Origin of the sequence: Dolichospermum sp. DET69 (assembly GCA_017355425.1) — a bacterium.
Taxonomy (GTDB): Bacteria; Cyanobacteriota; Cyanobacteriia; order Cyanobacteriales; family Nostocaceae; genus Dolichospermum.
The window spans coordinates 5201672-5226575 of the sequence record CP070233.1 but is presented as its reverse complement, the minus strand read 5'-3'; the positions used below and the strand labels follow the sequence as shown (position 1 = coordinate 5226575).

The window sequence follows — 24904 nt, the reverse complement described above, 5'->3', positions numbered from 1 at the left end:
AGTTAAATTATTAATTATTAAAAATGCCATCTAAAATTACACTTACCATCACACAGGGTAAACTGTCTGGACAACAATATACTTTTGAATCTCGCAGCACTTGTATTGTTGGCAGAAACGATGATTGCAACCTGCAAATAGCGGATAAGGTTGATATGACTATTTCCCGCTACCACTGTTTACTTGATATTAATCCTCCAGATATTCGTGTGCGAGATTTAGGAAGTTTAAATGGTACTTTTGTAAACGGCAAAAATATTGGACAAAGACAAAAACAACAACTAGCAAAGGAAGCTGTAAAATTAACCTTTCCCGAATATAATTTACAAGATGGTGATGAAATTAAATTGGGTGATATTCTTTTTAAGATTGGTGTACAAGTAGAAGAAGAATTAAACAAAATCCCAGATTTACCTGTTCAAGAAGAAAATGATAAAATAAAATTTTTAAACATTACTAAAAAGCTTCTAAATTTAGCTCAAAGTGGTAATGTCAGTCTTCAAAGTATATCTGGCTATAATTTAATCAAGTCATTAGGTAAAGGTGACTTTGGAGAAGTATTTTTAGCCAAGCATACCCAAACTAAGAGATCCATCGCTATTAAGATCATGTTACCTGCGGTTGCGACTCAAAAACAGGGGATAGAAATGTTTTTGAGAGAAACAGAAAATATCAAGATTTTACAACATCCTCATATTGTGCAATTGTTAGATTATGGCTTTGTGGAAAATACTTTCTTTTTTACAATGGAATATTTTTCAGGGGGTAATGTTTGGGACTTAATGCAAAGATCCGGGTGGCGTTTACCTGTGGATATTGCCGTAGATGTAACTTTGCAAGTTCTCGACGGTTTAATATATGCCCATGAAGTCGAAATTCCCGATATTAAATCAGTTGATGGCATAATAACTAAAGGTCAGGGTTTAGTTCATCAAGATTTAAAACCAAATAATATTTTTATTAGTAAAATAAACGATAAGATAGTGGTAAAAATAGGCGATTATGGTTTATCTAAAGCGTTTGATTTAGCTGGGTTAAGTGGACAAACTTTAACAGGGACAAAGATGGGAACACCTGCATTTATGCCCCGTCAACAGGTGCTAAATTTCAAAGATGAATTACCAGAAATTGATGTATGGGCAACGGCAGCTTGTTTGTATAATATGTTGACGGGATATTTTCCCCGTGATTTTACAGGTGATCCTTGGTTATCGGTTTTGCAAAATAATCCTGTTCCTATTCTTCAACGTCATCAAGGTATTCCCCAAAAGTTAGCAAAGGTGATAGATTTAGCTTTGCAGGAAAAACCGCAAATTTATTTTCAAACAGCAGCAGAATTTAAACAGGCGTTGTTAGATTGTATGTAAATAAAATATTGAGGAAAGAAGTTATGAGTGCATTACCAACAATTCAAAAATTGCAGTCTCAATTAATTACACCAGCAAATTTTCAACTTTATGGACAAGTGATATATGCAAGTAAAGATGGAGAAAATTTCGATCAAGAAGATGCACAGTTAAATTTAAAAAATGGTATTCCCCATTTTTATATTATGCGGTTGCAGGAAAATGGCCGAAAATTTCATCAAATTACTCGTCATAGTAAATGCACTCAATGTTTAGGTTCTTTGGATGGTAAAGAATGGTTAATTGCAGTTTGTCCACCTAATAATGATATGAATGAACCTGTGTTATCAGAAATTGCAGCTTTTCGGATTCCGGGAAATTGTTTTATTAAATTAGAGGTAGGAACTTGGCACGCAGGACCATATATTGATCATGAGTTTGCAGATTTCTACAATTTAGAATTGAGTGATACCAATGTGGTAGATCATTTCAGCCATGATTTTCTCAAAAGTCATAATTTATCCTTTGAGATGATTTAAATAGCCGTCAAACTCTTACTCTCTGTGCCTCTGCGTGAAAAAAATTCCTACTTTCAATCACCACACCAATAATACAAGTAATGTTGACACTCCCCGGTCTAAAGACGCGGGGATTCTTAATCAAACAATTGTAAAGACAACTGCTCGAATAATATCCGCTTTTCAGGTATTACCTTAGATGTACGGTTCTTGCCCTGATCCTGTTTGCCATTACTGGCAGAATCATCTCTGACAAGCGTAACTTTTCGAGAGTCCCCCGATAGGTTTTTACGTCTTATACTGACGAATTTTAAATTAGCTCTTTGTAAAATTGTCCGAGAGGCTTGAGTATCAGCATGGTCAATATGACCGCAGTTTTCACAAATAAACTTTTCGCCATTTCTATTAGCTTGACTAATATGATGACAAGCTGAACATTCTTGAGAAGTAAATGATTGATTAACGGATAATACTGGTTTACCAGACTTCAATGCTAACCAAGCGATTTTAGAAAATAATTCACCCCAACTAGCATCAGAAATAGAGCGATTTAACCCACGTTTTGCAGCCTGACCATTAGCCATAAATCGTCCTTGCTGCCTTTTGGGTTTGCAACGGGACTTCATAGCCGTGACATTTAAATCCTCTTGGACAATTGCCTCAGCGGTGTTAACAACTTTATTGGCTGCTTTCCATTGATGATCATTATTAGCTATTGAAAAAGATTGGAATATTCGTGCGTTAGAAGTTGCGCCAGATCATATTCATTTATTTGTAGAGATTCATCCAACTGATGCAATATTTCAGGTAGTTAAAGCATTTAAAGGACGCTCATCTAATTATCTAAGAAAAGAGTTCCCAGAATTAAAAAAGCTACCGTCACTTTGGACTAGTAGCTATTTCTTTTCAACTGCTGGAAACGTTGCTGCTGATACTATAGAAAGATATATTAATGACCCGCATCATGGTTGAGAATATTGGAAGCGGTTAAAACCGCACGGGTAGGCTTTCCCCCGCGCTCTAAAGAGACGCGGCTCCCAGCCTTCCCGCAATCCCCTGGTGGGTTAACAACAGCATAACCCACCCGACATTGAAAACTTACTTGTTAGGTTGAGGAGTCATCCGCAAATAAGGTTTAATTTCTGCATAACCTTTAGGAAACTTAGCTTTGAGGACTTCAGGATCTTTCAAAGATGGCACAATCACCACATCTTCACCATCTTTCCAGTCTGCGGGAGTAGCAACACTGTAATTATCAGTTAATTGCAGAGAATCAATGACGCGCAAAATTTCATCAAAATTGCGTCCAGTGCTGGGAGGATAGGTAAAGGTTAGACGGAGTTTTTTATTGTTGTCAATTACGAAAACTGAACGCACGGTAACAGTAGCCGCTGCGTTGGGGTGAATCATGTCATAAAGTTCAGAAACCTTACGATCTGGATCTGCCAAAATTGGGTAATTGAGAGTGGTGCTTTGGGTTTCTTCAATATCACCTACCCAACCATTATGAGAGTCTACATCATCAACACTCAATGCGATCGCTTTCACATTGCGTTTGTCAAATTCTGGTTTGAGTTTGGCAACTGTGCCGAGTTCGGTCGTGCAAACTGGTGTAAAGTCAGCAGGATGAGAAAATAGTACCACCCAGCTATCACCAGCCCAGGCGTAAAAATCAATTTCCCCATGGGTGGAGGCTTGAGTAAAGTTAGGTACTGTATCACCAAGACGAAGAGTCATGTAAGATTCCCTGTATTCTAAAAAGACATCTATATTCTACTGTGACAGTATGACACAAAAGACCGATTATCCTATCGGACTGTCGCGGTTGGCAACAAAATTTTAACACAAACAGCAGAAGTCCCACGTCTCACTCTTAGGAGTGTGTGGAGTACGTCACGCCAGGTGTTGTTCAACTTGTGAGACTAATTCATTTGTCCAATGGTGGACAATTTCAGCATTTGCTGCTTCTACCATAACTCTAATTACCGGTTCTGTTCCCGAAGCTCGCACCAGGATTCTACCATGATCACCCATTGCGACTTCAGCTTTTGCGATCGCTTGTTGGAGAGGTTGACAACTTTCCCATCCTAAGCGTCGTTCCCGATCTAAGACGCGCACATTTTTTAATATTTGCGGATAGGTTTGGAAACTTTGATCTACCATTTCTCCCAGAGACAGATTAGCCTCCTTTACCACAGCCGCAATGTGTAAAGCTGTTAATAAACCATCTCCAGTCATGGCATAATGACTACAAAGGATATGTCCTGATTGTTCTCCTCCCAACATCCCCCCAGTTTTCCGCATTTCGGCTTGCACATATTGATCACCCACCGCGGTACGAATTAGTTTACCACCTAATTGTTGCCAAGCCTTTTCAAAGCCTAAATTCGCCATAACAGTGGAAACTATCAGATTATCTGGTAATTGTTGCCTTTGTTGTAAATGGCGACCCCACAGGTAAAGAATGTAATCACCATTAACTGATCTGCCCGTATTATCCACAGCTAAAACCCGATCTGCATCACCATCAAAAGCAAAACCCATGTCGGCTTGATGTTCCTTGACAGCGGCTTGGAGAATATCCAAATGTGTAGAACCGCAATTAACATTAATGCGATCGCCATCTGCCTCATTATGTAAACAAATAACCTCAGCACCCATTTCCGTAAATACTGCTGGAGCTAAACCCACAGCCGCACCCCAAGCCAAATCCAAAACAATCTTCATCCCCTGGAGATTGAGTCCAGATGCTAACGGTGTTGTAATAGATTGGCTATAGGTTTTAATTAACTCTGTCCGGGCATAATGTCTACCGCAATTATTCGTCCGCAAATCTGGGGATAATTGACCTCGTAATCCTGCCTCAATTTCGCCTTGGAGAGCTTTGGGTAACTTACCACCATCGCCATCAAAGATTTTAATTCCGTTGTCTTCTGGGGGATTGTGGCTGGCGGAAATCATGATTCCACCAATGGCATTAGTAATACTAGCCAGATAGGCTACGCAAGGAGTAGGACATAATCCCAAATACCAGACTTCCACACCAGCAGCAGTTAACCCAGCACTTAAAGCCATAGCTAACATATCACTGGAGTTTCTGGAGTCTTGTCCCAGAATAATTGGTCCTGAATGAGGAGCATGACTACGCAAAACAATCCCTGCCCAAAAACCCACTTGTAAAGCCAAAGGTGCATTGAGCAACTCCCCCACCTTACTGCGAATCCCATCTGTACCGAATAAAGCATTGGTGGGTAGTGCGATAGAATTTAACATCCAACTATTTTCCACACTTGTCACCAATTCTGAAACATAGCCTTGAGTCCGAGCCATTGATGAAACCATAAATTTAGAAACTCCACACACAATCACACAGGAGAATAGCACCTTCCGCCATTATTGTTGACGTTAATGAAACGCCAAATAGACTGATTGCTTAATGATTTTTAATATAAATTCTCATCAAATAGTTTTAGTCTAAGGTTTTAATGGGGTTTTTTCACCATTATCTCCAAAAAACGCCAACAGTTAATTTTTTTACAGTTGATAATTTTTAATATGAGCAGCAATTTAGCCAGCAAATTACGTATAGGTACAAAGAAAGCACACACTATGGCAGAAAACGTAGGTTTTGTCAAGTGTTTTTTAAAAGGGGTTGTGGAAAAAAACTCTTACCGCAAGTTGGTTGCTAACTTTTACTTCATTTACTCAGCTATGGAAGAGGAAATGGAGAAACACAAGCATCACCCAATTTTGAGTAAAATCTATTTTCCTGAACTTAACCGTAAGCATACCTTAGAGCAGGATCTTCATTACTACTTTGGTTATAACTGGCGGGAGGAAATCAAATTATCTGCTGCGGGTGCGGCTTATGTAAAGCGGATTCGGGAAATTTCCGCTACCGAACCAGAATTATTAATTGCTCATTCTTATACCCGTTATTTAGGTGACTTATCTGGGGGACAAATCCTTAAAGGTATTGCTCAAACTGCGATGAAACTGGGAGAAGGTGAAGGGACTGCCTTTTATGAGTTTGCAGATATTACCGATGAAAAGGCATTTAAAGCCCAGTATCGGCAAAATTTAGATGCTATGCCCATTGATGATACTACAGGCGATCGCATTACAGAAGAAGCAAATGCTGCTTTTACAATCAACATGAAAATGTTCCAAGAATTAGAAGGTAACTTAATTAAAGCCATTGGTATCATGGTTTACAACACCTTAACCCGGAAACGTGCCAAAGGCAGCACTGAATTGGTAACTGCTGAGTAGTTGAGAAATATTAACTTTTCTCAGAATATATAGGGGTAACAGCCCTGTGATTGTTTTTTTGTTAATGAAAACAACCAGAGGGAGATTACCCCTAAATTTTTATTCATAACTGTAGCCATTATTGCTAATGCCGAGTAATATTAGTAATCATATTTTTGGATGAACTGGAGTAAAAACTTCCAACTTTAAACAGACACGGAAATTTTTACTCACGTCACCTAGAAATTTGATAGTAGCTGCTGTTAATGCAATGCAATATATAAATAATGAATTCAAATAATTTTCAGAAATTAGTAGCGCTTGTAAATGAACACGGGATTAATTGCCACGCAGTCCCAGAAGAGTGCTTGGTTGCATCTTTACCAGGACATGATGATTTCTTATTAGCTTTTACTTGGTCTGGTGCAGTTGAAGGAGAGCCGTCAGAGTATGAATTAATATCAATTAGCATCCAGGATGTTATTAAAGAAAGGACAGTAGTAGCTTGGCAAATTCCTACTTATTTATTTGGCAACATTTTAAGACAAGCACAAATGCTTGTAGCTGCACATATAGATTTTATTACAGGATAATCTAGAGCTAAAATCTTATAAGAGACTAGGCTGAAAACCCTTGAAGTTAAGTTTTGGAGCGTGGCGGAAAAACTTAACTGTCCTTTAGGCAAGGGATGAAAGCCAGCCAGAGGCTTTAGCCTCCACTGAAAGTTTGTCCTATTGACAAGATTATGCTCTGTGAGTTAGCACAGCTTCGTGGTGTTTAGGTCGCAGCCATGATAATTTACGAGTTCAAAGTCAAAGGAAAAGATAGGCAGTTACAGGTTACTCGGAAAATTAAGAAAGGTGAAAAGGCTCTTTTGGTTCTGGGTAATACTGGGGATGTTGTCACGTTTTATCAAGGAATTACGGGATTGACTAATTCTGAAGCCTATTCCAGTGGGTATTATTTGGAGTTGATGGCTAAAAAACGAGATGAGTTACTTTCGGTTGTTGAGCCTCAAGGTGATGTGGGAAAGCAGTTGAGTCTGTTTTGAGTGGGGAATGATACTAATGATGAGAGCGATCGTCTACGGTAATGAGGCGATCGCAGTCTAGGTTGTCCTCAAGTTTGCCTGAGTTAATTAGTTTCGCTAGGTTTTTAATCCCATCTTGAGAAACATTAAAGATTATTTTGATACTACCTCTTTCAATTTTAACTATTTTTACATTTTGATCACCTGAAGTTCTCTTTACAGCTTCCAGCCAAATATTTTGTTCTTCAACATTTTGTAAAAAGCTATTAATATCACCTGGGATTTTAATAACAAATTCCCCGCCATTGGTAATATATGTAACAATAGTTTGGTTACTGTCTTGTCCTTCTTTTAGAGGTATTGATATAGTTTCTTCAGTTGCGAATGCAAAAGTATTCCTGGTTCTATTAATACTACCAACAGTCCTGGAATTTTCATATTCTTCCATCTCTAGTTCAGCAATATCTTGCCAGTTCAACCGTAACTCATCACACAGAGCTTGAAATAATCGCTTATCAATAGGTCGTCCTGCTAAAAATTTGTTTACAGTTTGTCGAGTACACCCTACTGTTCCAGCTAGGTAATCCTGCGTTCTACCATAAATATAAAATGTTTGATAAAGCTTTTGAATTCCTTCTTTTGATGCTCGATGTGATCGGCTCATTACTCACTCACAATGACTTTTGTAAAAGTTTTACATTATCTAACCCATATTCCGCACTTTATTTTGTAATATGCGAATGTTTCCTTAATTTTATTTTTTATTGTCCTTAAAAATACATATTTTATCAAATATTTGGCTCTTCGGTATTTGTTATGCCAAATATGAGTTTATTTACCCCAGAACCCTTATAAATAAAGGACTTTATTGTTTTTGATGCCAAATTTATGTCCAATCAACCTATAATCCTTATATGGCAAGGATTTTAAGATTTTATTGGTTAATTTAGCATAGTAAGCACCGAAGAGCCAAATATTTCAAGTTTTAATACGTAAGCCTTTGACCCTTATTAAGAATAATTCTTGAAAAGGCTCATACTACATTATGAAGTACGGAATGTCGGATCTAACTCTAACACAACTTTTACATAAAATTTACATATAAGTTATACATACAACAGACCATTGTAAACAAAATCCACGGTTTAATTAAGGATGTGAAAGAATCATTAAAACGCTCAAAAACTCAGTCTTTCTATTAACGGTTCCAATGTATGGAAAGCTGTGAAGGTTTTTATACCTAAAGCCTTTGAACTATTTGAGGAACAAAATTATGCGTGTAACAATCGATAGACTTAAACAACTCCTTGAAAATGCTAAGGAGGCAGGCGCTCCTAGAAGAAAAATTAGGTATCTAGAGGAGAAATTGCAGGACGCAAAGAATGGAATATTTTTTAGTGTAGCCAAAGAAGACCTGGAAAAAGAGGATGAAACAAGCATTAACATTAGTACAGATGGTTGTATATCCGAAGTTCGTCCCAAGGCAAAGGGTATTTATTACAGACCATTCAGAGCTATTATCAAATCTTAAGGCTTTGTGTTGGCACAACAGCGTAAAAAATCTAAAAGATTTCTAACCTATTTGCCAACAAATGAATTTACTGGTTTTGATAACTACAAATACCAGTAGCATAGATTATGCCTGCTTTGGATCAAAATACTAGTTAGTATGGATTCAGGTTACATAGATTTACTGTTGTTGTTTTAGCCCTTTTATATATAACTTGATTTCTTCATTAGGAAACGTTAGTTCGATGCCTGAATCACTAGCCATTCTATGTTCTTGATTGTGAGGTGAATAAGCAGAAATTACACGATAATCCTCCGCTATAATTTCTCTATCACACCTCAGCCAACCTTTAGTATAATCGGGAGCATAATCTTTGTTGTTTAGTCCTCGAAGTTGATAGTATTGATCCGATAGCCTTTGTTCTAGTTGAAACCCATGATTCTTAATAAAGTATAGTATTGTCCAATGGTGTCCATATTCATGCGCTAAAGTTGTTTTGAAATCTTTAAGTGTAGTTAGGTAAGCAGCATTTAAAAAAATCCAGGCATAGACACCAGTAGTTTCCTTTGGATTATTCTTATTTTTAGAAAATTTAGCCCTCCAAAAGCCTTCTACATTTAAATCTTTTTTCGTGTCTATTATTATACTTTCAAGCAAAGAGAACTCCTCGATACTAAAAAGATCAAGTTCTTGAGTAATGAAATTTCCTAGCTCAATAAGGTCACTTTTTGATAGAATTTCACTATGATTCACAATCCGTAAAATCAAGCCTTCATACTCATAGTTCACAGATAATGGAATAATTTTTCGCAAGACCCCTAGCAGTCTTGACTTTATCTCTTCTTGAAACTCACTTAGAAAGTGTATAGATGTTAAAAACATAGAATTCGTGGCTCTTCGGTAGTTGTTATGCCAAACTATTAGCTACGCTCACTAAAAAATATTACAAAATGTATCAATAAATATCTAAAAGTGCTGTAAAGGTTGACATATAAAGAATATTTGTTATTAACTATAAATACAATGCAGATTATTTTTAGATGAAATTAGTGCTATGACTGGTAAAAGAGATATTAAAGTTCTAACAGAGATTCTTGATTTAAGCGATGTAAAAGTTATATCACATCGTCTTCACACTGGAATTGGGATGATTTTACAAATTGAACAAGAAAAGTCATTTGCTACCTGTCCTAAGTGTGGCACAACCAGCCATAAATTACATCAAAATCATAGACATATTATTAAGGATCTCCCGTTTGGAGAAAAAGAAGTATTTTTAGAAATTAATCGCCGACAGTTTAAATGTGAAAAATGTAAAAAACCGTTTAGTGAAGATTTAGATTTTGTAAAAAAGAAAAGAACCTATACAAACCGTCTTGCACATAAGACGATACAAGAAGTTTCAGAAAATGATATTCATAGTGTAGCAGCAAAAGGTATAGTAACAGAAGACGAAATAGAAAGAATGTTAAAAGACGCATCGTCAGAACTACCAAATTTAAAACCTATAAATCTGAAAAGACTAGGAATTGATGAAATAGCTTTGAAGAAAGGACATGGAAATTACTGTGCGGTATTAGTAGATTTAGATCAAAGTAAACTAAATGCAATTTTAAGTGGACGAACACAAGAAATAATCAAACAAACCCTTATGGAATGCAGGGTTAGCGCATCTCAAACCCTATTGACAAGGGGATTTATTCGATATGTGGGAGGATGTTCAAGTGACACGGATATGGATTTAAAAACTTTGAGAATTTCCGAATTAGATGCTTATTAAACTGGCATTTTGTTTAATAGTTTAGCATAGCAAGTACCGAAGAGCCGAATTCGTGAAGTAGGAGACAGGTCAGGAGAAAAGGCTTAATACTATGTAATTGAACCACATCAATATCAATTTTTATTTATGCAAGATGTGAATCCACGAAAATTGACAAAAAGAGGTAACGCTTAAGCTAAGTTGCCTTACCTCCTATCAAACCAATAATCGCTCCAAATCCCATTTTCCAAGTAGTATTACAGGTTTCAAAAAGTTGCTTTTGCTGCTCAGATAATATAGTTTGCGCGTCTTTAGGCAGAAGGAAAAACGATAAAACCAAAGAAGCACTTGTTAAAACTAATGCTGCCCAAAACCCCAACTTGAACATAGGGCTAATGGTAATTTCATTTTTTAACCTTCTATTTTCTGTATCTAGTTCTGATGATTCATAAGATCCACGAGAATAAAGAGTCCTACCAGTATCACTATTGCTTCGGGTAATTATGGAGTTCTCTAAAGGACTTGTTAAAGAGTTCCGTATTATTTTAAAGGCATCAAAAAATATGTCTTTCATTTTATCAACGCTCTATTACTAATCATGAATAAGGAGTATTTTTAATGGCTGAAACTATTGGTTTTACGTTGGTTTTTAAAGGTTTGTGGTTTACTGAATACGTACCTTACCAGAGCTAGAAAACCTATAGTCCTAAAATTTTAACATAAATAGAGCAAAAACTTAAAGATGATGCCAACTCCTCCTTTATCGCTTTTTGTGTAATCTATACTTTCCCCTACAGCCGGCATTCCGCACTTCAAAATGTCACATACTAATACTTCAAAAAATGTTACTAAATTGGGGTAGTTTTATTAAGTATTAATCCTGGTTTTTCCTGGTGGTTATGTGATCCCTATCTGACCATTATTAGCCCGATATTGGTAATCTTGATGTATTACAAAATGAAGTGCGGAATGTGGGCTGTATTCATTCTAAATTCTAAATTCTAAATTCTAAATTCTAAATTCTAAATTCTAAATTCTAAATTCTAAATTCTGCCTTGAGCTTAAGTACATATCCAAAGATAGATTAAATCCACTATAGAAATGTTTACATTAGTCAGGAAATGTTGAGAAATTAGTGAAAAAACATGGCTGACATTGTTGATACTGCTGTAAAAGCTGGCTCTTTCAGTACCTTAATTGCTGCGGTTAAAGCCGCTGGGTTAGTTGATACTCTCAAAGGTGATGGACCATTTACTCTTTTTGCACCTACTGATGAGGCGTTTGCTAAACTGCCAAAAGGCACGGTAGATTCTTTACTGAAGGATATTCCCAAGCTCCAGAAAATCCTGACTTATCATGTTGTTTCTGGTAAAGTATTAGCTGCTGATGTAGCTAAACTTAAATCAGCTACTACTGTAGAGGGTTCAGATGTAAAAATTGACGCTTCTCATGGTGTGAAGATAAATAATGCTACTGTAGCAACACCAGATATTGCTGCTGATAATGGCGTTATTCATGTCATTGATACAGTCTTGATTCCTGCATAAGTAAGTGTTTAGTTGACATCCTCCCCACCCTACTCCGTAGAGGGTGGGGATTCCAAAGATCGCTCTTTGGGTTTCCTCTTTCCACGAGTTGACTTGCTTGAAGGAGTTACCTCACTCAAGTATTGGTCAGTCTCTCCAGAGGCGTTAGTTCCGGTGTGACCCACCGTACTTAGACCTTTTTCTAGTATGTTCCGCGCTGCGTTCCCATCGCGATCTTGTGTATGTCCACAATGCGGGCATATATGGGTTCTAGTGCTAAGGGTTTTCTTAACCACTTGCCCACAATTTGAGCAGTTTTGTGAGGTGAAGTGGGGCGGCACGGCAACAGTTACCACACCAAACACTTTACCAAAATACTCAACCCATTCACGGAACAACGACCATGACGCATCATTAATTGATTTCGCCAATCGGTGATTCTTGACCATATTCCGCACCATCAAATCTTCATACGCCACAAGGTCGTTAGACTTCACTACGCACCTTGCTGTTTTTACAGCAAAGTCTTTACGTTGGCGACTTACTTTCAGGTGCTTACGCGCCAGTTTATTTCTCAACTTGACTCTATTTTGAGAACCCTTTTTAGTCTTGGACATCCGGCGTTGCAATCGTTTTAAAGACTTCTCACTCTGGCGAAGATGTCTAGGATTGGCGATTGTTTCACCGTTACTATCGGTGTAGAAATGGTTCAATCCCACATCAATACCAATAGTCTTACCCGTTGGTTCACGCCTTTCTACTCGTTCTTGGTCAATGCAAAACTGGGCATAATACCCATCAGCACGACGCACAACCCGCACTCTTTTAAACTGTTTGAGTTGGTAGAAATGTAGGTCACGAGTTCCCCAAAGTTTAAATGTTCCTGCTTCAAATCCATCGGTAAAAGTGATGTACCTGCGGTCGTCAGAAAGTTTCCAACCACAGGTTTTGTATTCAACAGAACCGTGTGTTTGTTCTTTCTTAAACTTTGGAAAACCTTTCTTCCCTGGTTTGCATTTCTTGCAGTTATCAAAAAACCTAGCAATAGCAGACCACGCTCTTTCTGCACTGGCTTGTCTGGCCATTGAGTTTAATTTGCATACCCAAGGAAACTCAATATTAGCAGCAAGTACAGCGCAGAACTTATTCAGGTCATAGCGTCCAATGCCCTTATTGTCCATCCAGTATCTTAGGCAACTATTCCGCACAAAACGAGCAGTTCTAATCGCTTCATCAAGCGCTCGATACTGCTCGTCAAGTCCTTCAAGTTTTGCCTCAAATACGATCATTTATGTCTAACTATGGTACATAAATAGTATATCATGATTTGTTAAAAACTTAGCTACTATGCAGATTCTATTTCGCTAACGCTCAATATTGATCTGCCTAGTGCTGCGTTTTGAACCGCTTTACATCCCCCGCCTAGGAGACCTTGAGACGGGGGTCTTACAGCGATTCGATAAATAACACTTTTGTAGGGTAGCGATTAACTACGGTCGCTACCCGATAATATTAAGAATAAGTGAACGCGGATAAACGCTGATGAACGCTGATAAAGATGTATCCATCAATGGATTCTGTGGTTTTCAAAAAACTGTTTGTATCGGTTATTTTGGTTGCTGAGTTTCCCGATGATTCGCAGCTTGTAATAATAAGGATTCTGCAAAGGAGATAGCTTCGTTGGCAGATTTACCACCGGCTAACTGCGCTAATTCTTCTCTGCGGGTAGTTAAATTATCTAAACTGGTGACTCTCACCACAGTCCGCTGTTCATCATTACTATTTCGGGTTTTATTAATTACTAGTTTATCAACACGAAAATGACGATCTGCCATGGCGGCAATTAGAGGTTGATGGGTGACACATAATACTTGATGTCCTTGACTAAGTTGGTGCAATTTTTCCGCTATAGCTTGGGCAACTCTACCAGAAACCCCTACATCAATTTCATCAAAGATCATCGTTCCGACTTCATTCCCTCGGTGAAAACAAGCTTTTAACGCTAGTAAAAATCGGCTCATTTCCCCACCAGAAGCAATTTCTGTTAATGGTTGAATAGGTTCACCAGGATTAGGACTAAACATAAAAGTAATTTTATCTGCACCTGTAGCTGTGGGAGAGACGGGGACAATTTCCACTTGAAATTTCACCTTATCCATAGCTAATGGTTTGAGTTCCGCTAGTAACCGAGATTCTAAATTAGCCGCACTTTGCTGACGTAATTGGGTTAATTGGTAACTAACTTGCTGGAGTTCTTGTAAATATAATTTTTCTTGTTGTTCTAAGGTTTCTATAGATTGTTCACTATTATTTAATTGGGCTAACTCACTTTGAATTTTTTCATAATAAGCAATAGCTTCCGTCAGAGTTGGTCCATATTTGCGACAAATTTGTTTTAATTCCCGGACTCGTTCCTCCACCTCCTCCAACCGTTGAGGGTCTGCTTCTAAACTTTCCCCATAAATATTAATTTGTTTACCAACTTCCATGACTGCTGCGATCGCATCTCGCACCAATTCTAGCATAGATTGTAATTGAGAATCATACGCCACCATGTGAGTTAATGTCATCTCCCCATCGGCTAATAAATCAGCCGCAGTGCGAGTTTCCTGATCATCTTGATACAAAGCCTGATAAACCTTATAACTCATTTGTTGTAAATCCACAACATGATTCAGGCGGTCCCGTTCTTGATTTAACTGTTCCATTTCCTGGGCATCATCAAGATTAGCCCCACCCAATTCTTGCACTTGATAGGTGAGTAAATCCAATTGTTGCAGTCGTTCCCGTTCCGATGTCCGGCGTTTTTCCAGGGCTTGACGGGCTTGTTGATAGACAATAAAAGCAGCAGCGACATTTTGGCGTTTTTGCCATAAAGTATCACCACCATATAAATCTACCCAATCTCGAACTTGGGCAGATTGTCCCACTTGTACTGTTTGTCCTTGTGCCGTAATTTCTACTAAGAAGTTCCGTAGTCCTCCCATTAAGGGACGATTTACCAGTACCCCATTCACTCGTGACCGACTGCGAATATTAGTGGTAGTGGTAGTAATTTCTCGACTAATGATCACAGCATTATCATCTGTTAAATCAATTTCTTGTTCATTTAACCAAGCAGCTAGAGGCGGAGTCACACTAAAAGTTGCTTCCACAATAGCACGATTTGTGCCAGTCCGAATCACCCGACTAGAGACTTTACCACCTAAAACCGCATCAATGGCATCTAAGATAATTGATTTTCCAGCGCCAGTTTCCCCTGTTAAAACATTCAAACCTGCACCAAAATCCAATTCCAGATGATCAACTAAAGCAAAATTTTCAATTCTTAAATATAACAGCATTTAAATAATCTCCACTATTGCAGACTTCCTCGTTTCCGCTGATTAATATAGCGGTATGCGGTTGCATGAAATACAAAATTTACCTAAAGAAACATACAGCAAAAGACTTTCAATTCTCTTCCCTGTTTCGGTGTTCCCTGTTCCCTGTTCCCTGTTCCCTGTTCCCTGTTCCCTGTGATCACAAATTATGCTACAGGAAAGAGCGTAATAGTTGTATCTCCATTCCCAGCAGCTAACATTTTACCATCTGGACTGAAGGCAATGGAATAAATCACTGAATCATTGCATTTTACGCTAGAAATTTCTTCACCATTAGCAACTGACCATAATTTCACCATCTTATCTTTACTCGCACTAGCTAAAATCTGTCCATTTGGACTATATGCAACAGCACAAATAGTATCAGAATGTCCTAATAAAGTTCTAATTTCTTGACTAGTTTCTACATTCCAAAGTTTGATAGTATTATCTTGACTACCACTCATTAAAATTTTTCCGTCTGGACTAAAGGCCAAAGAAGTAATCCCTCCAAACCAATCAGAATGTCCTGTTAAAGTTTTCACTTTATTTTCAGCTAATTGTAAAATTTTGATAGTTTTATCATTACCACCTGCACCACTAGCTAATAGTTTACCGTCAGGACTAAAAGCCACACACAAAACATCATCTGTATGACCTTTGAAAGAGTAAGTTTCTTTTCCTGTTTCTAGTGACCATATTTTCACAGTCTTATCTTTACTACCACTGGCTAATATTTTTCCCGACGGATTAAATGAGATAGCATAAATTCTTTCTTCTTGTTCTGGAAAAGTGAAAATTTCTATTCCTATACTTACATCCCACAATTTAATAGTTTTGTCATCACTTCCACTGGCTAAAATTCTACTATCTGGACTAAAAGCTAATGAATTAATCCCTCTAGACCCAGAAGACTCTCCATGTCCTTTCAGAGTCAGGTGTTCCTCTTTGGCTAAATCCCACAATTTAATTATCTTATCATCACTGCCACTTGCTAAAAACCTACCATTGGGACTAAAAGCGACAGAGAGAACTTTACTTTGATGTCCTTTAAGAGTCCCAACAGTTACTAATTTTCCGGTTTTGTCATCTAATATAGATGTGGTAGGAATTATGTTCGGTATTTCTGATTTTTCTGGATAGTTATCTGATTTTTGCAAATTTGATGGATTTGCTACCTGTGACGGGTTTAACCAAGTATTTAATTCTGTCAATGCATCGAAAGATTCATCAAGAGAATCGCTCAGAGAATCCAAGTTATTAATTGTGAATATTTCCCCTACTTCTTCGCTTGGTTCTGCTGTGATTTGATTTGTGAGCAAATTTGATTTATTTTCTATCTGTAACGGTTGTATTAAAGCTGTAAATAAACTATCTAATTCTGTTAATCCATCTAATTTTGTCAATCGGTGGTTAATAGCATCCAGGATATCATTAATTTTAGAGCTTTCACTTTTCTGCTTTTCTTTAATTTCACTGATTTCTTGGCTTTGTTCTAGAATTATTTGCTGTAATTTATGTGTTGAATTATCAATTTGTTCAAATCGAGAATTTACAATTTCAATTTTTTCATAAATCTGGGTAAATTCCAGATTTTGATTTTGTTGATTATCGCGTAATTCTGCTAATTGCTGCTGAGTGCTTTGATAACCATTTTTGATAGAGATCTCAAATTCTGCAAATCGAGAATTAACGACCTGTATCTCTTGATTAATTTGTGATAATTCAGCTTTTAATTCGGAAATATTGTTTAAATATTCGTCTTTTTCAACAGTGGAATTCAAATTTACCAGAGAACTATCTAACTCCTGCAACCGATTATTAACAGTTCTAAGTTGTTGATTAAGTCCGTTAAATTCTCTATTTAATTTTTGAGCTAATGCTTGAAATTTCTGATCAACGGCTTGACTAATTTGTTGTTTATAAGTCTCGATTTCCCCTAAACGGTCATTAATTGCAATCTCAATTGTTTGGTCAATAATTTGGCTTAGTTGTTGTCTCCAAGCTACGATTTGTTCTAAACGTTGATTAGATGTATTCATGGTTTTAGTGATTTGATGAAATTCTTCAGTAATATTTTGCAAATTTGTCTGTAATTGGTCAATTTGTAATTGTAATTGGGAATAATTAAACTTATAACGATTGACTAAATTAAAAGCCATGCTTAAATTTAGGGGAATAACCGCATAAACCACTTGTTGCGTCACTGTAGCTACTATTGTTCCCGATATTGACAACCCTAAGCATACGTATTCGCTTACTTCTAGCAACCGACGATTATTCATGTTAACTGGTATTACTTGCCAATTCGTAATTAATTTATCACGAATTATACTCACTCACTAAAATTACAGATAACAAATATCATTATTTTATCAAAGAGAATTCAGGAATCACCGAGTCACCGAGTCAGAATGAATTCCGCACGACTAGTAGATGAATAAGCGGGTTTAATACCCTCACTCATTGATTCTGACTCGGTGAATTCTTTTTTATTAGGCTATTTAGTGTTAATATGTAAACTTTGTGTCGCTTCAACTCTCAACGACAACAGGATGATTCTAGAGAATATTGAATTTTAGATATGAATACTTTCAGATCGTATACCTTGACAATAGCACAAAATTTACAGATGTCAATACCCTAGTAAAATCGTTGGCTTATTGACTAGATTCTCAATAATCTTGAGAATGAACCCCAGATATTATCAATAAACATGGTCAGGAACTTTTTTCGCAAACGGATGATAAAAAAAACTTATATATCGAAGTGAATGAGGAGAAAATTAGCAATTATAGCGGAAATATTGTTAAATTAAGAGAAGATGCAACTAAGTAGGTGAACATAAAAATTTAAAGGTATGTAAAGAAAAGTAAAATCTCCTAAAACCTCTTCAATCTTGCCTTTTGCCTCTTGCCTCTTGCCTTGCCATAACAACAATTTTCAATGCTAACCTACTTATCTAATTAAATATGGTATCTACTCCTATAACATTCTCCGATATTCAAAGTCATTGGTCTAAACCATTTATTGAAGCTTTAGCAGCCAGGCGAATTCTCAGTGGTTATCCTGATGGAACTTGTCGCCCCAATAGTCCTGTAACACGGGCTGAGTTTGCGGCCATTATCGCTTCAGTTTTTTCTCAACCAGTCAAACGGGAATATGTGCCTTTTGTGGATGTTCCTCAGACTCATTGGGCAATAAACGCGATTAAAAAAGTTTATGAAACTGGATTTTTGACAGGTTATCCGAATAGGCGTTTCGGCTTAGATGACAGTATTGCTAGAGGTGATGCCTTGGTAGCAATGGTCAATGGCTTAGAAATTGCTGGTAAAGTTGACCTGGACTTAGTAAATCAACTGGCAGAAATTTATCAAGATGGATCTTTAATTCCCTACTATGGAATTAATCAAATAGCTTTAGCAACTCGCGCTGGTTGGGTGGTGAGTTATCCCAACAGAAAAATCCTGAATTATAAAACAGCCGCTACCCGTGCAGATGTAGCAGTAATGGTTTATCAGGTTTTAGTATATTTGGGAAAAGCCGCAAAAATCCCCTCTGATTATATTGTTATTCCCCCATCTAAAACGTCTGAGACTGTTAAAGTGAGTCATCGTCGGGAATTTCGGGGGGCTTGGGTTGCGTCTGTGTGGAATAGTGATTGGCCTTCTAAATCAGGACTAAGTGTAGAACAGCAAAAAGCGGAATTGCTAGAGATTATTAAACAGTTACAAGCTTTGAATTTCAATGCTTTAGTTTTGCAGGTTAGACCAGAAGGTGATGCTTTATATGCTTCCGAGTTAGAACCTTGGAGTGCTTGGCTCACAGGAACTCAGGGAAAAGCACCAATACCATTTTATGATCCTTTGGAGTTTGCGATCGCTGAATGTCATAAACGCAATATTGAATTACACGCTTGGTTCAATCCCTACCGCGCTAGAGCCAACAGTAAAATTTCCCCTGTTTATCCCCACATCGCAGTTACCAACCCAGAACTAGTTTATCAATGGGGTACTCAACAATGGATGGACCCCGGTGCAAAAATCGTTCAAGACAGAGCTTATGATGTCATTATTGATGTTGTCCGGCGTTATGATTTAGATGCCATTCATCTAGATGATTATTTTTATCCCTATCCCATATCTGGTCAATCTTTCCCTGACCATAAAACTTACGCAGCTTATCAAGCTAGTGGAGGTAAACTGAGTTTAGAAAATTGGAGACGGGAAAACGTCAATCAAATGGTAATGCGACTTGCTCAAGGAATTAAAGCCACCAAGTCTCATGTTAAATTTGGAATTAGTCCCTTTGGGATTTATCGTTCAGGAGAACCTGCGGGAATTGTCGGTTTAGATGCCTATAATGTCCTTTATGCAGATTCTAAAAAATGGTTACAACAAGGCTGGATAGATTATATTGCTCCTCAACTCTACTGGCGTACCGACCAAACCAAACAAAGCTACGAAGTATTGCTAAAGTGGTGGACTGAAATTAACATTAAGCAGCGTCACGTTTATGCAGGCAACAATCTGGGACAACTAGATGGTAAAGACTGGAAAAATAGCGAAATTGCCAAGCAAATACAGATTTCTCGAAATTTAGCGGGTAATCTTTCCTTGGGTAATATCTTTTTTAGTATGAGTAGTATTCAAGAAAATCGCCAAAGCATAGCTGACCAATTCAAAAGCGATTATTCCAAACCTGCTTTAGTTCCTAGTCTGTTATGGCAAAATCCGACAACGCCACCACCTCCCCAAAACCTCAAGTTTATTGATGGTAAATTAAACTGGGAACCGGGAAATGATCAACCCGTGCGTTCTTGGACACTGTATGTGCAAAATAGTAATAATTGGATAATTCACCGAATTTTATCTGCTGGAACTACCTTTGCTACAGTCACCCCCGGAACTTATGCAGTATGCGCTGTGGATAGATTAGGGAATGAAAGTGAAGGTGTCATCAATACCGTAACTTGAGAATTAGTTAAGGTGGGGTAGGGGCGTATTGCAATACGCCCCTACTTATCCGTTGATTTTCACAGCAATACATATTTGATATTTTTTGTCAATGGGTAAGTCCTATTCTCAATAAGCTAACCAAAAAATGTTCCTGCATTGCTGAATCAAGAAAGTGTAGCCAAAGAAACTACTCTAGGAGCCTGTTGTCAAGGTGTCTCAGGTCGAGTTGTAGTGCAATCTGCGACTAGGCTAGAGATAAGGGTAGACGGGAAAAGAATTGGCGGTAAACTTACTGATTTCAAAAAACTCCACAGCAAAGATGCTTATTCCTACTTTTGACTACGAAACACTACATTATTCTGGGATTAGGACGTAAGGCAATGGTGAAATGAATATAATACTCAATGTTAATGGTGAACAACGCCCCCTAAGTATTGAGCCGCGTGTGACTCTCCTCGATGCCCTACGGGAACGTTTGGGATTAGTAGGCAGCAAAAAAGGATGTGATCATGGTCAGTGTGGAGCTTGTACAGTGCTGATTGATGGACAACGAGTATATTCTTGTCTTTCTTTGGCGGTCATGCAGGAAGATAAAAAAATTGTCACCATTGAAGGACTGGCAACAGGGGATACTCTCCATCCCATGCAGACAGCCTTTATTGAAAATGATGGCTTTCAATGTGGTTACTGCACACCAGGGCAAATTTGCGCCTCTGTGGCACTACTAGAGGAAGTTAAACGCGGTTGTGCCAGTGCTGTAACTTCAGATTTGAATACTCCTCCCCAATTAGTTGAACTTTCAGACGCAGAAATCAAGGAGCGATTGAGTGGGAATCTCTGTCGGTGTAGTGCTTACAACGGCATTGTTGCCGCAGTCCAGCAAGCAATTGGCCAAAAACCCCCCTCTCCTATGGCAAATGTAATGGTCAGTGAATCCCAGGGAATACAAGGATCATGAATAACTTTACTTATGTTCGGGCTACCACGGTAAAAGATGCCGTCAACCGAGCCGTTGCTGATCAAAATGCTATGTTTATTGGTGGGGGGACAAATTTAGTTGATCTTCTTAAAGCCTTCGTCAAAGAGCCATCACAACTGATTGATATCTCCCGCTTACAGATGCAGAAGATCGAAAAAATGGCTAATGGTAGTCTGCGGTTGGGAGCTTTGGTGACAAATACGGCTGTAGCTGATAATACTGATATTCGCCGTAATTACCCCATGTTAACCAGGGCGATTCTCTCTGGTGCATCTCAACAAATTCGCAACATAGCCACAGTTGGCGGTAATCTCTTACAAAAAACTCGTTGTCCCTATTACTACGATCCTGCTTTCCCTTGCAACAAACGCCAGCCGGGAACTGGTTGTCCGGCAGCTACGGGAATTAACAGAATGCACGCTATTCTCGGTGCTAGTGATCAATGTGTGGCAGTTCATCCTTCTGATATGTGTGTGGCTCTGACGGCTTTAGATGCGGTGGTAGAAGTAGCAGGACCACAAGATAAAAGGCAAATTCCCTTTGTAGATTTCCACCGTTTACCAGAAAATACACCACAAAAAGATAGTAATTTAGCACCAGGAGAATTAATTACTTCTGTGATTTTACCTCCTCTAGCTTTTGCCAAGTCAGGAGTTTATTTAAAACTGCGCGATCGCACTTCCTATTCTTTTGCTTTAATATCTGTAGCTGCTGCTGTGGAAATTGTTGATGATAAAATTAAAGATGTCCGTTTAGCCATGGGCGGAGTTGCACATAAGCCTTGGCGAGCCACAGCAGCCGAAAAGTTTTTAATTGGTAAATCTGCCGATATTTCCACATTTACCCAAGCTGCAAATATCGCCTTAGAAGCAGCGCAACCCCTAGCTGACAATGGTTATAAAGTTGAACTGACAAAACGGGCAATTCGTCGCGCTCTCACGGTTTCTGCTCAAGGAGGAGGGATAGCATGAATCAAGTAATTGGGACTGGCATTAACCGTAAAGATGGACAGGCAAAAGTAACAGGTACAGCCACCTATGCCGCTGAACACCAAATACCGAATTTAGTTCATGGTTATCTCGTCACTGCTAGTATTGCCAATGGGAATATTCAAAGTATCAACACCCAAGCAGCAGAAACAGTACCGGGGGTAATTGCGGTTTTCACTCATAAAAATGCCCCTCAGATTTTTAAGCCTAGTAACAACTTTGTCAATTCTAAAATTTACGAAGCGCGACTACCATTAGCAGATGACCAAATTCACTACGCAGGGCAAATTATTGGTTTAGTAGTAGCAGATACCTTTGAACAAGCAAAAGAAGCAGCCCATTTAGTCAAAGTTGAATATACCAGCCAAAAGCCAATTTTAGATCCCCAACAAGTCACCTTAAAAAATGCTCCATCCATGTTTGGAGAAGACATGAAATTTGCCAAAGGTAGTTTTGCCACGGGTAATTCGACCGATATAATGGCAGGTGCAGCAGCGAAAATTACCGCCACCTACAAAACAGCTACGGAACTACACGCACCAATGGAACCTCATGCCATTATTGCCCAGTGGCAAAATTCCCACTCTCTCACCATCTATGAACCGACTCAGTGGGTAAAAGGTAGCCAAAATACATATTCAGAATTATTTGGACTTGCCCCAGAACAAGTAAGAATTATTACACCATTTTTAGGCGGGGGATTTGGTTCTAAAGCCTTTCCCTGGCCACACGCTATTCTCTGTGCAGCAGCAGCTCGTAAACTTCAGCGGCCATTGAAAGTGGTTCTCAGCCGCAGACAAATGACGGCAAATGCTGGACACCGTTCCGCAACTGAGCAAACCATTAGTTTAGCGGCAAATGCTGATGGTAGTTTGCGGGGAATTGAACATACAGCAAAATCTTATACTTCTCCTGTGGATGTTTTTACTGAACCATGTACAGGGATTACCCCGGTAATGTATGCTGCTCCAAATTTGCGAACTCTGCAAGAATTAGGAGTCATGAATATTGGTACACCTACCTTTATGCGAGCGCCTGGAGAAAATCCCGGTTTGTATGCTTTAGAGTCAGCAATGGATGAACTGGCTTGGGATTTGGGAATAGACCCAGTAGAATTACGGCTAAAGAACGAAACGAAAGAACATCAAAGCCAAGGTTTACCTTTCTCTGCTAAACATTTTGGGGAATGTTTGCGGGTGGGTGCAAAACAATTTGGTTGGGAAAATAGAACTAAAAAACCCCGTTCTCTATCCCGCGATGGTAAACTCATTGGTTGGGGTATGGCTGCTTCCACTTTTCCCGGTTTACGGGGTGCAGCCTCAGTTAAAATCAGGCTATTAGCAGATGGTACAGCTCATATTCTCACCAGCGGTAATGACATGGGTACAGGTGCATATACCATTATTGCCAGTACAGCAGCCGCAGGATTAGGACTACCTGTGGAAAAGGTGCAAGTGGAACTGGGTGATTCTTTATTCCCTAACGGTAGTATCGCTGGTGGTTCGCAAATGACAGCCACCCTGATTCCAGCAGTAATGGTAGCCTGTGAGGAAGTTTTGAAAACTGCCCAAGCTAAAACCGCCCCAGAAGCCTTTGCAACTTTGCGTCAGTCCCAACGGGCTGCTTTTGAAGCTACAGGCGCTTCTGCTCCCGGCTCAGAGGGCAAAAAATGGGCTTTCCAGTCCTGGGGCGCACATTTTTGCGAAATCAGCCTTGATGAAGAAATCAGCCGCTTACAGGTGACGCGGTGGGTGTCTGTGATGAATATTGGCAAGGTGATGAATGCTAAAACCGCAGCTTCTCAAGTCCGAGGGGCTGTAATTATGGGTATCGGTCAAGCTTTGATGGAAGATTGCCGCTTTGATCCTCATATCGGTTATCCGGTGGTTTATGATCTGGGTACTTACCATTACCCAACTCATGCAGATATTCCCCGCATTGATGTGAGTTTTGTGGGTGAACCTGATTTGAATTTTAACCGGGCTGGGGTTCGTGGTGTCGGTGAAATTGGGATTACAGGTGTTTCCGCTGCTATTGCTAATGCTGTTTATCATGCTACAGGTAAACGCATCCGTGATTTACCAATTACGCCGGATAAGTTTATTTGATTGTGTTTTTGCGTCTCTGTGGGAAATTAAATTCTTTTTCTCACGTAAAGGCGCAAAGAAACAGAAAAGGATTTTTGCAGAATTTTATCGTTAAGACTTGACAAGACGTGAAAATTGTTTTATCCTATATGTTATGGGTGGAAAATAGTGCGCCCATATATAAGAGGATGTTTTAAAAGTTTTCAAGGTATAAATTAACCCCTCTTGTAAACCTCTCCCCGAAGCGGAGAGAGGCTTTGAAACCCCCCTTCCCTACAAGGGAAGGGGGGCAGGGGGGTTAGGTTTTTGGAGATTATTGGTTTTATTTAATACTTTTCAAACACCCTCTAACGGGTTTTTAATCAACAACATTATTTCCTCGTTCCCATGCTCTGTATGGGAATGAATAGTAGAAAGCTCTGCCTCTAACTTACTGGAGTTTAGACTAATTGAAATAAAAGACAAAATTCATGAACTTATGTCTAAGAAAAAAGATATTCCTATACAACTTTTAGGTTCTTGATAAGAGAATAATGTAAAAATGTAATAGTCAAGGTAAATAAATATAAGTAGATTATTCTCGGACAAC

Annotated in this window: 20 protein-coding genes and 3 pseudogenes; 14 read left to right on the top strand and 9 right to left on the bottom strand. The window is 38.6% G+C overall.

The annotated features are described in order from the left end of the window. Positions 1-23: 23 nt before the first annotated feature. Positions 24-1367, top strand: coding sequence for a protein kinase (locus EZY12_24065; protein QSX67700.1), 1344 nt, complete (start codon positions 24-26; stop codon positions 1365-1367). A gap of 23 nt (positions 1368-1390) precedes the next feature. Continuing rightward, positions 1391-1885, top strand: coding sequence for an ureidoglycolate lyase (locus tag EZY12_24060; protein QSX67699.1), 495 nt, complete (start codon positions 1391-1393; stop codon positions 1883-1885). Between the two features lie 116 nt (positions 1886-2001). Here EZY12_24060 and EZY12_24055 read toward each other — a convergent pair whose 3' ends face one another. After that, a complete protein-coding gene (locus tag EZY12_24055) occupies positions 2002-2598 on the bottom strand; it encodes a transposase (protein ID QSX70814.1) in 597 nt (198 codons plus the stop codon). On the opposite strand from EZY12_24055, the pseudogene tnpA reads away from it, so the two are divergent. Continuing rightward, positions 2567-2836, top strand: a pseudogene (gene tnpA / locus EZY12_24050) (IS200/IS605 family transposase). The gene EZY12_24055 and the pseudogene tnpA sit on opposite strands and share 32 nt — an antisense overlap. Before the next feature lie 126 nt (positions 2837-2962). Here the strand turns inward: tnpA and EZY12_24045 are convergent. Both EZY12_24045 and EZY12_24040 read right to left on the bottom strand, forming a co-directional pair. Next, complete coding sequence (locus tag EZY12_24045; protein ID QSX67698.1) at positions 2963-3601, bottom strand: peroxiredoxin; 639 nt, start codon at positions 3599-3601, stop codon at positions 2963-2965. 156 nt (positions 3602-3757) lie between these two features. Continuing rightward, the gene (locus EZY12_24040) at positions 3758-5206 is read right to left on the bottom strand and encodes a phosphoglucosamine mutase (GenBank protein ID QSX67697.1); all 1449 of its coding nucleotides are present in this window, start codon (positions 5204-5206) and stop codon (positions 3758-3760) included. Between the two features lie 213 nt (positions 5207-5419). Between EZY12_24040 and EZY12_24035 the strand changes: the two genes are divergently transcribed. From EZY12_24035 to EZY12_24025, 3 genes and pseudogenes are all read left to right on the top strand, one after another. Beyond that, the gene (locus tag EZY12_24035; GenBank protein ID QSX67696.1) at positions 5420-6136 is read left to right on the top strand and encodes a heme oxygenase (biliverdin-producing); all 717 of its coding nucleotides are present in this window, start codon (positions 5420-5422) and stop codon (positions 6134-6136) included. Between the two features lie 263 nt (positions 6137-6399). Then, complete coding sequence (locus EZY12_24030; GenBank protein QSX70813.1) at positions 6400-6708, top strand: hypothetical protein; 309 nt, start codon at positions 6400-6402, stop codon at positions 6706-6708. A 236-nt stretch (positions 6709-6944) separates the two neighbouring features. Beyond that, a pseudogene (locus tag EZY12_24025) lies at positions 6945-7166 on the top strand (DNA polymerase I). 13 nt (positions 7167-7179) lie between these two features. Here EZY12_24025 and EZY12_24020 read toward each other — a convergent pair. Beyond that, positions 7180-7809 (bottom strand): hypothetical protein, encoded by a 630-nt coding sequence (locus EZY12_24020; protein ID QSX67695.1) that lies wholly within the window; start codon positions 7807-7809, stop codon positions 7180-7182. Between the two features lie 609 nt (positions 7810-8418). On the opposite strand from EZY12_24020, the gene EZY12_24015 reads away from it, so the two are divergent. Further along, positions 8419-8676 carry a hypothetical protein gene (locus EZY12_24015; GenBank protein ID QSX67694.1) on the top strand — a complete coding sequence of 86 codons (258 nt, stop codon included), beginning with the start codon at positions 8419-8421 and terminating at the stop codon, positions 8674-8676. Positions 8677-8835: 159 nt separating this feature from the next. Here the strand turns inward: EZY12_24015 and EZY12_24010 are convergent, their stop codons facing one another. Further along, on the bottom strand, positions 8836-9537 hold the full coding sequence (locus EZY12_24010) for a hypothetical protein (protein ID QSX67693.1): 702 nt from the start codon (positions 9535-9537) through the stop codon (positions 8836-8838). A gap of 172 nt (positions 9538-9709) precedes the next feature. Between EZY12_24010 and EZY12_24005 the strand changes: the two are divergent. Continuing rightward, positions 9710-10309: pseudogene (locus tag EZY12_24005) on the top strand (transposase). Between the two features lie 301 nt (positions 10310-10610). Here EZY12_24005 and EZY12_24000 read toward each other — a convergent pair. Beyond that, a complete protein-coding gene (locus tag EZY12_24000; protein QSX67692.1) occupies positions 10611-10988 on the bottom strand; it encodes a hypothetical protein in 378 nt (125 codons plus the stop codon). 571 nt (positions 10989-11559) lie between these two features. Between EZY12_24000 and EZY12_23995 the strand changes: the two genes are divergently transcribed. After that, entirely contained in the window at positions 11560-11961 is a 402-nt protein-coding gene (locus EZY12_23995) for a fasciclin domain-containing protein (protein ID QSX67691.1), read from the top strand. 29 nt (positions 11962-11990) lie between these two features. On the opposite strand, the gene EZY12_23990 is transcribed toward EZY12_23995, so the two are convergent. From EZY12_23990 to EZY12_23980, 3 genes are all read right to left on the bottom strand, one after another. Continuing rightward, entirely contained in the window at positions 11991-13229 is a 1239-nt protein-coding gene (locus tag EZY12_23990; protein QSX67690.1) for a transposase, read from the bottom strand. A gap of 318 nt (positions 13230-13547) precedes the next feature. Continuing rightward, positions 13548-15284, bottom strand: a complete 1737-nt coding sequence (gene recN, locus EZY12_23985; GenBank protein QSX67689.1) for a DNA repair protein RecN — start codon at positions 15282-15284, stop codon at positions 13548-13550. Positions 15285-15469: 185 nt separating this feature from the next. After that, positions 15470-17587, bottom strand: a complete 2118-nt coding sequence (locus tag EZY12_23980) for a hypothetical protein (GenBank protein ID QSX70812.1) — start codon at positions 17585-17587, stop codon at positions 15470-15472. 687 nt (positions 17588-18274) lie between these two features. Here EZY12_23980 and EZY12_23975 point away from each other — a divergent pair. From EZY12_23975 to EZY12_23955, 5 genes are all read left to right on the top strand, one after another. After that, positions 18275-20278 carry a family 10 glycosylhydrolase gene (locus EZY12_23975; GenBank protein ID QSX67688.1) on the top strand — a complete coding sequence of 668 codons (2004 nt, stop codon included), beginning with the start codon at positions 18275-18277 and terminating at the stop codon, positions 20276-20278. Between the two features lie 138 nt (positions 20279-20416). After that, positions 20417-20599, top strand: a complete 183-nt coding sequence (locus tag EZY12_23970; protein ID QSX67687.1) for a hypothetical protein — start codon at positions 20417-20419, stop codon at positions 20597-20599. A gap of 49 nt (positions 20600-20648) precedes the next feature. Next, complete coding sequence (locus tag EZY12_23965) at positions 20649-21218, top strand: 2Fe-2S iron-sulfur cluster binding domain-containing protein (GenBank protein ID QSX67686.1); 570 nt, start codon at positions 20649-20651, stop codon at positions 21216-21218. Continuing rightward, positions 21215-22210, top strand: coding sequence for a xanthine dehydrogenase family protein subunit M (locus EZY12_23960; GenBank protein ID QSX67685.1), 996 nt, complete (start codon positions 21215-21217; stop codon positions 22208-22210). Before EZY12_23965 ends, EZY12_23960 begins: the two co-directional genes overlap by 4 nt. Then, the gene (locus tag EZY12_23955; protein ID QSX67684.1) at positions 22207-24336 is read left to right on the top strand and encodes a xanthine dehydrogenase family protein molybdopterin-binding subunit; all 2130 of its coding nucleotides are present in this window, start codon (positions 22207-22209) and stop codon (positions 24334-24336) included. Before EZY12_23960 ends, EZY12_23955 begins: the two co-directional genes overlap by 4 nt. Positions 24337-24904: the final 568 nt, after the last annotated feature.